Consider the following 15901-nt stretch of genomic DNA (forward strand, 5'->3'; position numbering starts at 1 on the left):
TCTTTTAGCACATTTAGCGCCTAGAGGTCTAGTGCCCATGAAGCAATGGCCATGGCAATATTGGTAGTTGAGTGATGTAAAGTCTTTATATTTATTGAGGAAACATGATCGGCCCTCGAATGGATGCGGTTTCCATTGAAATCACTCTCCCAATTTTGAGTGTAGACTACACTTGGGATCTCCATTTTTTGAAATGAGACATTATCACCATTAAGGAAATTCTTTGAATGAGTTTGAAAGGTTACACGAAAAGTTCCCTCAGAAGAGGCGGCATAAAAACTTTGTGCGATAGACTTTTCAAGATTATGTAGACTTGAAGAAGGTGTAGAATAATAGAGTTTCATATTGCCAAGCTTCTCTTCCTTATCAAGAGTTTTTGTATCGTATCCAAGCATTAATAATTCAACATATGAATAAACTCTTATTCCTTTTTCTAAGGTAAGGTTCTTTGCATAATCGTACGAGCCAAGAAATCCAAGTTCTCCAAAATCAAAGAAAACTACCCTTACTGTTTTCTCTAGTTCTAATTCAGATAGAATATCAATAAGAGCAAGAGCGGCCACAACACCAGAAGCATTATTGTCAGCTCCAGGCTGTACACCACCCTCAATCATTTCTAATTTCTTCTTATTATATGCAGCGGTATCGAAGTGAGCACCCACGACAATGACTTCATTAGGCTTTTTTATGCCCTTCTTCTCCCATACAATATTATGGCCATTTGTTGATTTTAATTTATCAAGATGGGCCTCACGTTCTTTAGTGAACCTCTCCCACTTTACAAGCTGAGATTTTGTCAACTTCCCCTTTGTTGCATCAAGATCACTCTGATACATCTTCTTGGCATATTCGATATCTGGAACAAATTTTATACTCTTAACGCTAGTATTCTTTTTACGAACATTCTTATTAATGTAGTCTAGAATAAACTTCTGTGCTTTTTTATTTCCCTCAGTTCCCACGTAGCGATTAGGTCTTGTTTGCTTAACAAAGCTTGTAAGAATATTTTCGATATAATCTTCTTTAAATTTAGATACAGAATAATATAGCTTTCTTGCACGCTCTGGTGAGCGTTTTGACTTATTAAGCTTATAGCTTTGTGAATAACTATTTGATGTAATGATAAAAATAATCGATAAAATAAAATACTTCATTAAAACCCTATTTCTCTTTTCTTTGGTAGTGCCTGAGTTTCCTCAAGCTCTTCTTTTTCTCTTTTTGAAAGTGGTAACATATAGAATTGGCCATCAACAAAATGACCGCTTTGATAAACTTTAGCATGGCCGATGGCCTTTGCAGAAGGAGCATCTTTTAAGAAGAACATAATCGTATCTCCTCTAAATACAATGCCATTCTTTTTATCTTCTAAATCAAAGAAGATATTTCCATTGTTTAGAAGATATAAAGTCCCTTTGAAAGTATTTCCATTTGATAGGAGACTTCCATAACATTCTAAAGGCTTTGCTGTATCGACAACATTAAAATTTTCAAAATGATGACAGACTATTCTTTCAAACTCTAATTCTTTATTCTTAGCAATAAAAATATGTCCTCTAGACATACTGATAACGACAATTTGTGAGTCGGGAACTCGGGGATTTCCCTCTTTTGTTTTATAATGAGTCTGGCCGAGATGATATCTGAAGTGAGCATCGTGTGCGCCAACAACATTATCATTTGAATGATCATAGATATTACTTTCCCTAATAAACTTAGGGGCCACATAACGAGGATATAAATCACATAGCTCATCTGACTGGTATGTCTGTGCACGAGCTTTTTTCTTGGCCTTAAGTTTTGCGCGAGTAAACGAATTAGCACTTACCAGTGCTCCAATTCGATCAACTTCTGAAGTATTAAGATCAGCAATAGGCAGAAGTAATCTTGAAAGACTCTCTTGAGATAGATTACTTAAGAGATGGCAATCATTTTCATTTGGATCATTTGGTCGCACAAGTCCAAATTGGCCATGATTTGCAATTACCTTGCAGTAATGGCCAGTAGCAATCTTAGTTGCTTTTAAGGCCTCAAGCTTTGAATTTAGAATATCAAAAATCAATGTCGCGCGATCTAGACTTGGATTTTGCCAAATCCCAGCAAATCGTGATTTTAACATTAATGAAATGACTCGATCTTCAAATTCAGAACTAGCATTTGTTACATAGAAAGGAATCCCAATTAAGCGACAAATATCCTTTATCTGCTCTTGAGGTGCACAAAACCAATCCTTAAAAATATGATTAATTCTTCTGACCCATTTAATCTTTTCAAAACGACGAAGTCCTTCTTTCATTTCTTCATCATCAGCGAGTTCATCAGGAATGCGCCCTTCGGGAGTAAGTTTCGTTTTAAAATTAGTAACGAAGTCTTCATCTTCCTGCGTCACACGCTCAAAGAATGAGATATTAACACCGATACAATCGTATCCTTGTTTCTTTAATAATAAGGCCGTGACAGCAGAATCAATTCCACCATCCATACCGATGATAACTCTTTCACGTTTGGATTTTTGCATACTTATATTATATGTGATTTTGAAAATTTATGTAGTGTGGATGTATTTTCAAGGCATCATTCCAAACCAAAAAGCTCATATATTTCATTGACATAACTCAGCGCAAAAACGGATAATATTTCTCTAAGGGATACAACAACACACAAGGAATTAAAAAAGTAGTTATGAGCACTAATAACAAATCAAGGAAGAATAAAAAGCTTAAGTTTATTGATATTTTCTCAGGTGCCGGTGGCTTTAGCTGCGGACTAGAAATGGCCGGACTCGAATGTGTACTTGGAATTGACTTCAATAAACACGCAATGGATACATTTGCCCTAAATCACAAGAAGGCCTATCCATATTGTGGTGATATATCAAAACTTACAAACAAGAGAATTAAAGAAATTCTAGGTGATACTGATGTAAACCTAGTTGTTGGTGGCCCTCCTTGCCAAGGTTTTTCAACTGTTGGCCCAGGAAACCCAGATGATATTCGTAATAAACTTTTTTTAGAATTCGTAAGAATTGTGAAGTTGGCCAAACCAGAATTTATTGTTATTGAAAACGTAACTGGTCTTCTGGCAAAGAAAAACGAGATGACTTTACAGGCAATCTTTAGAAGATTTAATCGTCTCGGTTATAATCTCGACGTAAAAGTTCTAAGCTCTCAGCATTACGGAGTCCCAGAAAAGCGTCGTCGTACAATTTTCATAGGATCTCGAATTAATGAAAAGGTTGAGTTTCCAAAAATTACACATGACACAGTTGTTGCAAAAACATATCGTCCACCAGTTACAGTAGGAGAGGCCTTAAGTGACCTTACCGATAAAAATGGTGAAATTCATAATCATGATCTAGACAGTGCAAAAATAAAATCAAAATTAGATTTAAAAAGAATTAAGAGAATTCCTGAAGGAAAAGGAATTCGTTATGAAAAAGATGAGAAAGCATATTTAACACCAACAACGAAACTGGGAGTTGATTGGAAAAATATGCGCGAAGGTCGCTTTAGACAAACGAAGTATCAAAGACTTGATTCAAAAAGTGTTTCTCCAACGATAATGACTCATCGTCATAGCTACTACCATCCAACAGAGCACCGCTACCTAACACAAAGAGAAGCTGCAAAGATTCAAAGCTTCCCTAATCACTTTGTTTTTAGTGGCCCAATCTCTGCTCAGTGGAGACAAATTGGTAATGCTGTTCCACCTCTTATGGGTAAGGCCATTGGTACTGCCATTAAGAAAATGCATAAGGCCCACCTAAAGGCCAAGCATGACGGTAAAGTAAATAAGAAGACAAAGGTTAAAAGTATCATTAATGATGTTCGAGGAGGAGCATTTGTTTACCGCTAAGAACATCCTATTTAGTACACTACTTCTTGTCATCGTATCCTGTGGAAGCTTTCAAAGAAGTAGTGAAAAATATCATGACATTGCCGAGAGCTCTAAATGTCATACTAAGAGAGCTGCAATTGATCTAGGCTCAGGTTCCACAAAACTCGTGGTAGGTCTCGTTAATACTTGTAAAGGACTTGTTGAAGGAATTCTTTTTGAAGCACAAAGAGCAGTTCCTCTTAAAGAGGCCCTACAAGCATCAAAAGAAAATGAAATTACACCTTCAATGATTCAAAAACTAAGTGCAGTTTTTGAAGAGTTTAAATACATGGCCGATCATCAGGGTGCAAGTGACATCAAGGCTGTAGCAACATCTGCATTTCGAACGGCCGATAATGGTGAAGAAGCAGCTGAGACAATTACCAATAACAGTGGCATACCTCTTACAATTATCTCTCAAAAAGATGAAGCTCGTTTTGCATATTATGCGGCCTTATCAAAAACTAAAACAATGAAACTTCCTAAGAAGTCTCCAGTTGCTGTTTGGGATATTGGTGGCGGAAGCATGCAAATAACAAAGCCGCTTGCAGATGGAAGTACAAAGGTTGCCCTTTTAAAAGTCGCTTCTGTTCCATTTAAAAATCTTGTTTTAAAAGAGTTATATCCAGATGGTACGAAAACTCCTAATCCACTAACAGAGGAAAGAGCACTTCGCTCAATGGATCTAGCACGATTTATTTCAAAACAAGAATTTAGTCGTTTTGGTAATTTAAAAGGATATCAAGTCATTGGTGTTGGTGGTGTTCATTACTATAGTATTGGTGAACAATTTAAAAAGACGAATCGAATTTATAACCAATCGACTCTCCTATCAAAACTACTTGAAAGATCAAAACTCAGTGATAAAGAAATCGACAGTAAATACGCTGTAACAGATGTGACAAATCTCGCACTTGTTCTTGGCTTCATGCAAACACTAAAAGTCGATCAAGTTAGGCCACTAAAGATCAATATGGCCCACGGACTTCTCATTAATAAAGACTTTTGGAATTAACCAAACTTACCGTCTGGTCGCTTTGTTACAAGTGGCCAGAAAAACTTTACAAGATAAATGATAAAGCCTAATGTCCAAAACCCACTAGCATAATGCAGTGAAGTCTCATAAAACTCATTCCATATAATCGGCACAAATACTCGTATCAATGCCCCAATTATAACGAAGACAAAAGAGATAATTATATACTTATCTGCCTTAATAATTCGCCCTGTGTGACCAAGAGAAACACGAGTCATCATTCCGATAGCAACACTACCTAAACCGAAGGCCAATAGCATATGCAGTGGTGCTTGAGAGAATCCAATGGAGCCATTAAAGAATCCAATTAGCTCCATAACTAGTCCGAAAACAAGTGCAAATGAGCCAATATATAAGACTGCAATCATTGGCTCTTTCATACCGATAAGAGGCTTCCAGTATAGAACTCGTAAAGTATTAAATATAATACAAATTAGATAGACAATAATTATCGCCGAAGGACTTAAAAAGAGAGAAAGAGGCAATGCTAATATAATTAATGTTAAGATAGAAAAACGTTGTACGAATTTTGGAACATTAATTTTCAAATCTAAATCTTTAAAACGAGACTTTGTAAAAAATGGAATGACCCGACCAAGAATTAATAAAATTAACAATCGAATAATGGCACTAGCAGAGTTCTTTGAAATGTCTTGGAGACTTAAGCTATCACTCATATATCCATAGGTGTGAAGAATAGATAGTATCCATAAGGTGCTAAGTAGAGGAATAAAAATATAGACTTGTTTATTCTTTCTTAGTTTTAAGAAAAGAAGAATAATTGAAGCAGGATAAAAGATATTGAGCAATATAATAGACCAATTATGACTAATATTTAGGAAATAAGAAAATCTCTCCATCAACCATAAGGCGACAAGAAAGATTAAAAAACATCCACGATATGGAGTTGTTTGCGTCCAATGTGAGCTTGCTGTAAAAAGAAAGCCAATAATAAGTGCAGAAGTGAACCCAAATAACATTTCATGGCCATGCCAGAATAATGGATCAAAGTTAACTAGACCAAGATCAGTTCCCTTAACAAAAGCACTAACCCAAAATGTTACATTAATAATAGCAATAATGGCCGCTAAAAGAAAAAATGGCCTAAAACTTATATTAAATACTGGAAGAGTATTTTTCATAAGTTCATATTATCATCTTAAATCAATGCAGAGAAGCCTGAGAAAGATCATAGAAAATACCTCGGGCAGCGATTAAATTTTCTGGTGTATCAAACTCCACAAGTTTTCCATCTTTAAATACTAAGATTCGATCACATTCTTTAATTGTATCAAGCCTGTGAGCAATGAAAAAAGAAGTTTTCCCATCCATTACGTTATGAATACCATCATGAAGAATCTTTTCAAAGTATGGGTCCACGTGCGCTGTAGCTTCATCAAGGATAAGAATGCTAGGGTTTTGCAGGCAAACTCGAGTAAGTGAAATAACCTGTTTCTCACCTGCCGATAAGTTTGAGCCTCCATCTTTAATGACACTATCAAGAGTTAAGTTTGAATAGCTCATAACCTTACTCATTCCAGTCTTATCACATATTGATAAAATATCCTTATCTGTAAGATCAGGATTAACTGAGAGGTTTTCACGAAGACTTCCATCAAAGATAATCACATCTTGAGAAACAATTCCGATTTGATCGCGATAATTATCGATATCAAGCTCTTTTAGGTTTTGCCCATCAATTAGAACATCACCTTTTTGATAGTCATACAGACGAGATAAGACTGCCACAGCAGTGGTTTTACCAGAACCTGTTGGACCGACAATTCCAATTTTTTCACCCTTTGTGATTTTAAATGATACATCATTCAGAGCATTGGAAATATCATTATATCCCATAGTGACGTGAGAGAATTCAATCTCTCCAATAACTTTATGTCGCCTCTCATCACGTTGATCAAAGACTTCTTTTTCTGTTTGGACTTCAATAAAATTAGCGACACGATTTGTACTAGTGAATGCTGTAATAATATTGGCTACTTCCCTAAACAGAGACAGAACAGGCCAAAAGAATCTTTCACAATAACGCAAGAAGGCCACAAATAATGCAAGTGTTAGTGTTCCATCAACGACTGCACTCCCTCCTAACCAAACTAAGATTAACAGTGGAAGCCCACAAAGAAACGAAAGCATTGGCATAGTAAAAGCATAGAAAGAATTGGCACCAAGTTGGACTGTTTGTTGATCATCAACTGCTGATTTAAAATTTGCATAAGACCAATCTTCAACACCAAAAGATCGAATAACGTGAATCCCATCAATATATTCAGAAAGTTTTGAATTGATATGTGATGAGTGCTTACTAATAGAGCGGTTTAGTGCTCCTGTTTTATTTCTTGTTAATAGGAGAAAGGCCATCGCTGGCAACATCCCTATAATTACATATACACCAAGCTTAAAGTCAGTTAAAAGCATCGCCGTAGCAGAAGAGACAATCATAAGAACAGAAGTAACGATACGCCCTAATGAGCTAGTAAAGAATTTTTCAATCCCTTCTACATCGTGAGTCATACGAGTTACGATTCGCCCTTGTGGCCAAGAATCAAAAAACTTAAGGGGTAAGTGAGATAGCTTTTCAAATAATCTCTCTCTAATCTTTAATATAACAAGACTAGTTTGAGTGATTAGATATCTTCTTCCACCAAATTGTAAAAGGATACTGATAAATTCTAAGGCCAGAATATATATGGCCCATTCTTTAGCTAATTCCCAGTTTTCTTTTGCAAGCCCCTCACCGACAAGAACACCCATGGCATGACCTGAAACCATCGACAATACAGTAAATGAAGTCAGAAGGGTTATGGCAAATGCAATTTGTATACGATGACCTTTTGCATACTTAAAAAGAAATACAGAAGTCTTAAAGGCCGAGTGACCTTGTTTCTTATAATTTGATTCTTCCTGATCATCTTGTGCAAGAAATTGTTTCGCCTTACTCATCACTCACCTCACGATCAAGATTAATCACTTTTTCACAATATTTTAAAGTCGACTCACGATGGGCAACCCAAACTAATGTGGAATTCGGTAGAAACTTATCAATATTTGATAAAATCTTCTCTTCAGTAACCGTATCAACGGCCGATAAACAATCGTCGAGAAGGAGAATTTCAGGTTTACGTACAAGACCTCTTGCAAGAGTAAGACGCTGTTTTTGTCCACCTGATAAATTGACTCCCCACTCTCCTAATTGAGTATCAAGCCCATCATCAAAGTTTTCAACGTCATTTTTAAGTCCTGCAACTTCGAGAACTTCCCAAAGAATCTCATCTGATAAGTCCTGATCCATCAAAATATTATTTCTAATAGAATCAGCAAAGAGAAATGATTTTTGGTGAACCATTGTTATATGAGACCTAAGAAACTTATGACTATATTCTTTAAAAGGTTTTCCAAAGAAATACACTTGTCCACTAAAGTCTCTTTCTAATCCACTTAGAATATTTAAGAGAGTTGTTTTACCTGTACCAATCTGGCCAATAATCCCAATACGCATCCCTTTTCTAACTTCGAGATTGATATCAGTAAGAATAGGTGTATTTTTCTCATAGCTAAAATTTAGATTCTTTATCGAAAAGACCTCTTCACCAGAAATCTCCTCACCTTCTTTTTCAGCAAGTAGATAATCTTCTTTTAAATGAGTATAAATTTCAGCAAGTCTTTTTAGAGAAGTGAATGACTTTCTCCAATCTGAAATAATATAACCAAGTTCAGCAAGTGGATCTTGTAAGAGATAAACTAATCCTTGTATGGCAACAAACTCACCAACAGTAATTGTTCCATCCATCAAAAGAGTTATACCGTAAGTGAAAAGAATTATATAAGTGGCCATTGAGGCTGAGCCAGATGACGGAATATAAAGCATTGATGTGTGATTAGCGAGTAGTCTCATTTTTCGATACTTTTGAGCACCAGCATATAATCTCTTAAACCAAAAAGATGCCGTATTTCCTAATTTCTGTAATCTTACAGTGGAGATTGCCTTAGAAGTTTCATCGTTAAAGTATGAAAGATAGTCTTGAGCAACATCATATCGCTTCATTTCCATTGAAGAAATATAGCGAACAAAAATTGGAACAATTAGCAATGCTAAGAATGAGATAATTGTAATTTTCACATTAATGAGAAATAGTGAAATGATTGTAAATAGGCCTAGGAATAAAACATCTGCAATACCGACAATTGTGAAGCCAAAAACAAAGCGAGCTTGTCCAACATCGCTATTTGCAGCACTCATTAAAATTCCTTTCGGGTATTTATTTACAAGAGTATCCATTGAAAAGTATTGTGCATTTTGCCAAATATCATCTTTTAAAAAACCGCCAGCATGATGAGTTTGTCGACCTAAAAAGATACGCCACCCTACACGGCCAAAATATAGCATGATGCGTGACAGTGCCACTGCGCTAAAGATGAAGAAGAATTTATGTTTAAGGTCACTACCATAAATAAATGAATCAATCGTCCAAGCAGGCATAGTCTTATGTGTTAAGAAGTCTACAACGTCGCCCATGGCCCTCGAATAAAATACCTGACAAATATTGCAGACAATTATTGAGATAACACCTAGGAGATAGATTGATTTTTTTCGATTAAGGTAATTCAGCCAAATTTTATAATGCGTACTCATTGCAAAGATTATATGATTTTAATATGAGGTTTACTATTGTTTTATTTTTAATATTTTCTATCAATCAAATTGCTTTTGCTGAGCTTGAAGAATTTGACTCTGGGCCAGGAAATGCAAAGATTTTTCGCATTACTGCATTAGAGGAATATGTGAAGAAAATTCGCTCAGAAATCTCTGATCTTAAAACCGGCATGGATGATAAGATGAAAAAAGAGATTGAGTCACTGAAGAAAGAAATTGAGCAATTAAAGAAAAAAGAAACAAATTTAGATGGACTTGCCATTATAGAAGATCGACTAAATAAACTAGAACTAAAGCATAATGAAGATACAAAGAAAATGCAGGCAGACTTTAGAAATCTCCAACAAAATATCGATCAATCATTACTAGATTTATCAAATAAGATTCTCAACCGCATTCAAGTTTTTGAAAAGTATCTGCAAAAGCCGGCTAATTAGAACAATACTTAAAACCTGTATCTTTTCCTCCAAGAAGACCTAAGAAGCCAGATGTTTTCTTGGCGATAGTTGGTTGAGTTAAGTAAATTCCTGCTAAACGTTTTTCGTTTGAAATATATGATGAGCCCTTACTTAGATCTTTTTCTAAACAAAGTTCACTTCTAAGGTTTTTTAAATCTATTCCACTTAAGGCAACAACCTCAGCACTAAACCAATCAGCAAAGATCTCATCTAATTGATCACGTTGTTTTCCTGGAAGTGGGTATAGTGAACGATTACAAGTTGGATTAGCTAAGAGATTCTGGGCAACTTCCTTCTTAATAATATTATTTTGCACAAGAAAGGCCAATTGCGAGTCATCACGTTTTTTAGCACCAACACTCGAAGTATTTCTTAAGCAACTTTGTATACTAGTGAATGGATTCTTATTCTTATAAAAACCTGAAAAGCGACAGCTATCAAATGAGTGCGCTATCTCATGGGCCATAAGACTAACAAGACTTGCCTGATACTTAGGATAAGCAAAATTTAGTCCATCTAAACCGACATTAATTTGATTTGAATTTGGATCATAAGCAAAACCCCACTCAAGAAAGTCACGAGGGGCCTTTTCAACTTTTGTACCAATAACTTTTTCAGGGGTAAATATGGTAATCTTCTCGATGCGCTCTTTGATTTCTTTAAAAGCTTCATCTTTACCTATGAGAAGTTTTAAAACATTTATGGCATCACGTTTTGCTATGTCAAATGACTTCTTAAGCAATGATTTCTTCTCTTTTGTGTATAGATTAGAAAAGACTTCACTCATTTCAGAATCCACAAGTTTTTGAATAACCTTTGGCCTTTCACTAAATGTCCCAGAAGATAGGACGATATTATCAACATAGTAAAGACGCCATTGTCTTGCGACATTAATAGGATCATTAACATCAAGCTTTCGGCGTTTAATCCAACTTGTCACAACTGGACTTTTTTTAGCAATAAGATTACTTAGCGCTTCATCTGCTACCGCGGCAACTTCTTTAGCATTTGCCATATCGGCCTTAAACTTTGCTATTTCATTGTAGATAGAGTCATCTTTAGAAAAAGAGACGCTCTTGCAATATGACTTCACAGCATCGTTAGCGTAGGTTGTAGGGATTATACAAAAAGTAAAAAGGGCCATAAAAAAGTTTTTCATAACTTAATTATAACCCCTATAGAATTAAATATATATTAGAACTATTTTCCTGAAACCACTTCTTGGTCAAAGTGATTCGACTTCATCCCACAATCAACAAGAACACCAGTGGCATTGATACCGCTTGAAGCATTTGAAAGTAAGAAGGCAACTGTATTGGCAACTTCTTGAGTTTTTAAGGCCTGCTTTCTCATGGTAAGCTTTTCAGCAAAGATATAATTATCAATATAGCCAGGGATTCCCGCTGAAGCTGATGTTTTTAAAGGCCCTGAGCAAACACTATTAAAGCGAACTTGTGAAAACTCACTAAAGCTCTTTGCAAGATATGAGCACGTTGTCTCAAGCATCGACTTAATTGGCCCCATATAACCATATGAAGTGGCCTTCGTATCCGAGATTGAAATCGTTACAACAGAAGCTTCGTGTTCAAATAATGCAGCCAATTCATTTGATAACTGCACAAGTGAAAATGAAGAGATCTGTGTTGCCTGAGCAAAATCTTCCCAAGATGTTTCATGAAAAGGCTTAGGATTTGCAAGATTTGCAAAGGCAATTGAATGAAGCATACCATCGAGTTTAACTTCATCATTTTTTAGATTAATTGCTAATTCTTTAATTTGCTCTTCTTTTGTCACATCAACGATATAGCTTTTAGACTCAGGAAATAGCTTCTTTAGCTTTGCTTGATGCTCTTCACTTTGAACAGTAAAGACACAATTTCCACCATTTTCAATGATTGTCTTTGCACTGAAGTATGCAACAGACTTCTTATTAGCAACACCAGTTATTAGAAATAATTTATTTTCAAAATTTAAAAAACTCATTTAAACCTTTGCACATGTAAATTCAATAGCAAGAACGGTCTTACCATTTACTTTAGTTCTTCCTTTAAAGAAATAACCATTAGCAAGTTGATCTAGAAGCTCAACTTCCATAATAAGCTCATCTCCAGGACGAACCATATTCTTAAACTTAGCATTTGAGACTTTCGCAACAACTCCAAGGCCACTTTCACTTCCTGATGCCATTAAGCATGCACCACTTTGAAAGATTGCTTCTTGAAGAAGAACACCAGGCATAACAGGATTTCCTGGGAAGTGACCTTTAAAGAAGTCCTCTTCACCAGTTACTTGATAGCTTGTAATTATCTTATCAACTTCACCTTCTTGGCGTTCAATGATCTTATCAACAAATAAGAATGGCTCCCTTTGTGGGATAAGTTCTTTTACATCAAAACTCATTATAGGCCACCTGTTACTTCAAGTGATGCACCTGTGATATAGGCGGCTTCTTTTGATGCTAGAAATTGCACAGCGTGAGCAACTTCTTCAACCTTACCAAATCTCTTTAAAGGAACTTGTTTCTTATATTCTTTCACTTGCTCAGCTGGAAGATCAGCAATTAATTCAGTTTCAATAAAACCTGGGCAAACGTTATTAATTGTAATTCCACGCTTTCCAACTTCTTTAGAAATCGACTTACTCATGGCAACTTGGCCAGCTTTTGAAGCAGCATAATTTGCTTGTCCAGGAAGACCTAGGCTTCCACCAACAGAGCTCATGTTAATAATTCTTCCATATCTTTTTGATAGGAAATGATTAACTGCTCTTTTAGTCATTAGGAAAGTTCCCGTTAGATTGATATCAAGAACTCTTGCCCAATCTTCATCTGGCATAATCGGTGAAAGATTATCGCGTCGAATACCAGAGTTATTAACAAGAATATGGATTTGTTCGAATTGTTCATTCATGCGACTCCAAAATTCTTCAACAGCACTAGCATCTGAAACATCAAAGGCTTCCAGATAGAGGTTTTCACCTAACTCACCTAGTTCTGCCTTAAAAGCATTGGCAGCATCGTGGTTTCCAGCATAGGTAGCAACAACACGAGCACCGCTTTTTAAAAAAGACTCCGTAATCCCGCGTCCAATTCCGCGCGTTCCACCTGTAACAATTGCAACTTGATCTTTAAAATCAAACATATTTATTCCTTTTAAAATTTTATTCTTCTGTATTATCTAAGTAAGTATTTAAGTCATGTCCTACGATAACACCGTAGTTAGCAGCACCTAGCCAACCTGACATAATGATTCCAACAGAGCCTGCATGAAAGAGACCTTTCACCTGATTTGGAAGCTCTTTTGATACACCAAGCCCTTCAAACTTTGTTCCAAATGAAGAACCAAAGTGATGATGAGTGTATTTTTCAACTGTTTTTGGAGTTGATACATTCACATGCTCAACCTTATCCTTAAACCCAGGAACAAGAGTCTCCATCGTATCAAGAGCATTATTCTTTAAGTATTCCTTACGCTCTTTATACTCTTCTTCGCTCAGGTTCATCCAGTCTTCATAACGAGCATTGATACTCGAAACAACAGCATATTTTTGTTTCATATGCTTTCTCATATCTGGATAGTAGATTGAAAAAGTTTGAGAGTGCGCCTTCGGTGAAAGAAGTAAGTCAGTATCAAAATGATCAGAGCGTGAATAGAAAATGAGCTCACCAATATTTGGAATTGACTCACCTTCTTTAAGTCCCATAAATACCTGGCAAGAAGAAGAATTTACTCTTACGGCCTTGGCATCTTTAGCAAATTCTTGAGAATATTTTGCATTAGGAGTCATTTTAAAGATTGTATTAAAAAGCGCAGAGTTGGAGATAACTGATCGAGATAGAACCTTTTCGTCTCCAACACGGATTCCCTTGGCCTGATTATCTTCAACAAGAATCTCATCAACCTTAGTGTGGAGTTTGATATCAACGCCATTAGAAAGAAGCTCATCTTTCATCATACCAATAAGCTTATCCGTTCCACCTCTAAAGATATAGGCACCCTTATTCATGAAGTTAGAAAAAACGATTCCAAAAGTGATGGCCTCATCCTCAAGAGTTGATCCATTAGCATAGGCAATTGGCTCTAGTAAGAAACGAACTACATCGTTTCTCCCTGGAAAATACTTCTCAAATAATTGTCCATTAGTCATGGCCTCGTCATCATAGAAGTTCATGGCACGTAATTCATCAAAGAAGCCCACAACATGCTCGCGAGAGAGATTAAATTTCTCAACTAAGATGTTGATATAATCTTCTTTAGTGAAATCAGTATCGATTTCAAATTGCGGATTAATAAAGCGAATCTTATCAACTCGCTCAATACAATTTGCAATATCTTTTGACCAATAACGGCGACAAGTCTTGATCATCCCCGCAGGAAAACCATGAAGAGAAATATCAAAGATATGTCTTTCACCTTCATTTGTTGGGCGTCTAAACCATGTAGCAAAGCCACCTAGTTTATTATGTGCCTCAAGAAGAAGAACACTTCTTCCATCTTTTGCTAATTTATTTGCTGCCGTCATCCCCGCTAGCCCTGAGCCTACGATAATAACGTCATAAAACTTAGTAATTGGATCTTTTTTCTTAAGTAATGCCATTTTTCTCTATACTTTCTTTTTTGTTATAATTGTTTCTTTAAAACCATTGTTGTTAGTTTATTTGTCATCTTATTCACAACATAAACAATAAATGCAACGACGCGATTATCATTAATTCTTGGAGCGTGGACAAATGGAGAAGTTGTAGCATCTGCGACTTCATAGCTAACACCATTCATCTCAATCACATCACCTTCACCAATAACTTTTGACCACTGGCCATCGACATAAGCAAAAATCGCAGCATTGTTCTTTTTGTCGTATCCACGAATTAAAATATCACCAAGATTATTCATTGATGGAGAGAAAGCATCATACTTTGTAATTTCATCACCAATAGTAAGAACTGATTTTAAGATACCTTTATTAGAAGCATACAATTGCGTTCCATTTTCAGTTTCTGTCCATACAGCAATATCACCATTGTGGTTTACTGTATAAGTATTCATGATCTTTGTAATTTTTGAAGAAGGTTGACCATCCTTATCTTGCATAACGATTTGCTTTGCACCCTTTTTCATATTGTATAGGTAGAGACGATCTGGTTGATTCTCAGCAATTCCTCTTCCCATTCTAATTTTAGTTAATACGTAATTCCCGCTTGTTTGAGGCGTAAATACATATCCAATATCCTTAGAGAAACTTGAAAAGAGATCATTTTCTCCATCTAAGTTGCGCATAACAATTCTTGCTCTTTTACCACCAAATGATTGACGATAAACAAGTACATCTTCTTCATTCATGGCAACGCCAGAAAGACCTGTGAATTGTCCTTCGAAGTTCTCATGCTCAAGACGCTTACCCGTTCTTAAATTAAATGTATAAATTCCAAGGTGCTCTGAACCGTTATTTGGAGCAAAAACAATATGCTTATCACCAGTATTTCCATCATCAAATAAGTAGAAATCACTTACTGCTTCATTTTGTGGAACGAGATAGCGCTTCATATTGTCACCATTGTCGCCACAAAGAAAAGCGTAACCAGAAATTCCACCAGCAGCTCCCCCCATTGAGAAACATACTTCACCAGTATTCATCATACGAAGTGATGTACTGATCCAAAAAGTTTGCTGAGGTAGGTTATAATTATATTCACCTGAACTAGCTAAAAGTTCATAATTTGCTTGTGCACTCAGTAAAGTTAGAGATGCTATGGCCAATTTAAATAATTTTCTCATATCTTTCCCCTTCACGAACTGTTGTAGTCGTTGGATATGTGTGTTGTAAGAGGCGATATCATACCTAAACGGCCACATTTCGGCTAGGAAT

General features: G+C 36.0%; 14 protein-coding genes. 3 read left to right on the forward strand and 11 right to left on the reverse strand.

The genetic code is table 11. The features are described from left to right. Positions 1 to 20 precede the first annotated feature (20 nt). Together VCM44_RS09535 and VCM44_RS09540 are read right to left on the reverse strand one after the other, a co-directional pair. Positions 21 to 1154 carry a M28 family peptidase gene (locus VCM44_RS09535; RefSeq protein ID WP_334678662.1) on the reverse strand — a complete coding sequence of 378 codons (1134 nt, stop codon included), beginning with the start codon at positions 1152 to 1154 and terminating at the stop codon, positions 21 to 23. Beyond that, complete coding sequence (locus VCM44_RS09540; protein ID WP_334678663.1) at positions 1154 to 2515, reverse strand: hypothetical protein; 1362 nt, start codon at positions 2513 to 2515, stop codon at positions 1154 to 1156. The genes VCM44_RS09535 and VCM44_RS09540 overlap by 1 nt, the downstream gene beginning before the upstream one ends. Before the next feature lie 164 nt (positions 2516 to 2679). On the opposite strand from VCM44_RS09540, the gene VCM44_RS09545 reads away from it, so the two are divergent. Both VCM44_RS09545 and VCM44_RS09550 read left to right on the forward strand, forming a co-directional pair. Continuing rightward, on the forward strand, positions 2680 to 3852 hold the full coding sequence (locus VCM44_RS09545) for a DNA cytosine methyltransferase (protein WP_334678664.1): 1173 nt from the start codon (positions 2680 to 2682) through the stop codon (positions 3850 to 3852). Next, positions 3839 to 4888: a Ppx/GppA phosphatase family protein gene (locus VCM44_RS09550; RefSeq protein ID WP_334678665.1), complete on the forward strand. Its 1050-nt coding sequence runs from the start codon at positions 3839 to 3841 to the stop codon at positions 4886 to 4888. Before VCM44_RS09545 ends, VCM44_RS09550 begins: the two co-directional genes overlap by 14 nt. Here VCM44_RS09550 and VCM44_RS09555 read toward each other — a convergent pair. From VCM44_RS09555 to VCM44_RS09565, 3 genes are read right to left on the reverse strand one after another with little or no spacing between them, the layout of a single operon-like run. Then, entirely contained in the window at positions 4885 to 6051 is a 1167-nt protein-coding gene (locus VCM44_RS09555) for an NnrS family protein (protein WP_334678666.1), read from the reverse strand. The genes VCM44_RS09550 and VCM44_RS09555 overlap by 4 nt on opposite strands. Before the next feature lie 22 nt (positions 6052 to 6073). Further along, a complete protein-coding gene (locus VCM44_RS09560) occupies positions 6074 to 7867 on the reverse strand; it encodes an ABC transporter ATP-binding protein (RefSeq protein ID WP_334678667.1) in 1794 nt (597 codons plus the stop codon). Further along, a complete protein-coding gene (locus VCM44_RS09565; protein WP_334678668.1) occupies positions 7860 to 9557 on the reverse strand; it encodes an ABC transporter ATP-binding protein in 1698 nt (565 codons plus the stop codon). The genes VCM44_RS09560 and VCM44_RS09565 overlap by 8 nt, the downstream gene beginning before the upstream one ends. Positions 9558 to 9580: 23 nt before the next feature. Here VCM44_RS09565 and VCM44_RS09570 point away from each other — a divergent pair, with 23 nt between their 5' ends. Further along, a complete protein-coding gene (locus VCM44_RS09570; RefSeq protein WP_162929590.1) occupies positions 9581 to 10015 on the forward strand; it encodes a hypothetical protein in 435 nt (144 codons plus the stop codon). Here the strand turns inward: VCM44_RS09570 and VCM44_RS09575 are convergent. The 6 genes from VCM44_RS09575 to VCM44_RS09600 are packed head-to-tail and all read right to left on the reverse strand — an operon-like array spanning position 10008 to position 15810. Further along, positions 10008 to 11195, reverse strand: coding sequence for a hypothetical protein (locus VCM44_RS09575; RefSeq protein ID WP_334678669.1), 1188 nt, complete (start codon positions 11193 to 11195; stop codon positions 10008 to 10010). The two genes, VCM44_RS09570 and VCM44_RS09575, sit on opposite strands and share 8 nt — an antisense overlap. A gap of 41 nt (positions 11196 to 11236) precedes the next feature. After that, entirely contained in the window at positions 11237 to 12019 is a 783-nt protein-coding gene (locus VCM44_RS09580) for an enoyl-ACP reductase FabI (protein WP_334678670.1), read from the reverse strand. Beyond that, positions 12020 to 12436, reverse strand: a complete 417-nt coding sequence (gene fabZ, locus VCM44_RS09585) for a 3-hydroxyacyl-ACP dehydratase FabZ (RefSeq protein ID WP_334678671.1) — start codon at positions 12434 to 12436, stop codon at positions 12020 to 12022. Next, a complete protein-coding gene (locus VCM44_RS09590; protein WP_334678672.1) occupies positions 12436 to 13176 on the reverse strand; it encodes an SDR family oxidoreductase in 741 nt (246 codons plus the stop codon). Before VCM44_RS09590 ends, fabZ begins: the two co-directional genes overlap by 1 nt. A 19-nt stretch (positions 13177 to 13195) precedes the next feature. Beyond that, a complete protein-coding gene (locus VCM44_RS09595; RefSeq protein ID WP_120404682.1) occupies positions 13196 to 14632 on the reverse strand; it encodes a phytoene desaturase family protein in 1437 nt (478 codons plus the stop codon). 23 nt (positions 14633 to 14655) lie between these two features. Beyond that, the gene (locus VCM44_RS09600; protein ID WP_334678673.1) at positions 14656 to 15810 is read right to left on the reverse strand and encodes a hypothetical protein; all 1155 of its coding nucleotides are present in this window, start codon (positions 15808 to 15810) and stop codon (positions 14656 to 14658) included. Between the last annotated feature and the right edge of the window lie 91 nt (positions 15811 to 15901).

The sequence above is a fragment of the Halobacteriovorax sp. DPLXC-1 genome, from assembly GCF_036903125.1.
In the GTDB taxonomy this organism is placed as follows: Bacteria; Bdellovibrionota; Bacteriovoracia; order Bacteriovoracales; family Bacteriovoracaceae; genus Halobacteriovorax_A; species Halobacteriovorax_A vibrionivorans.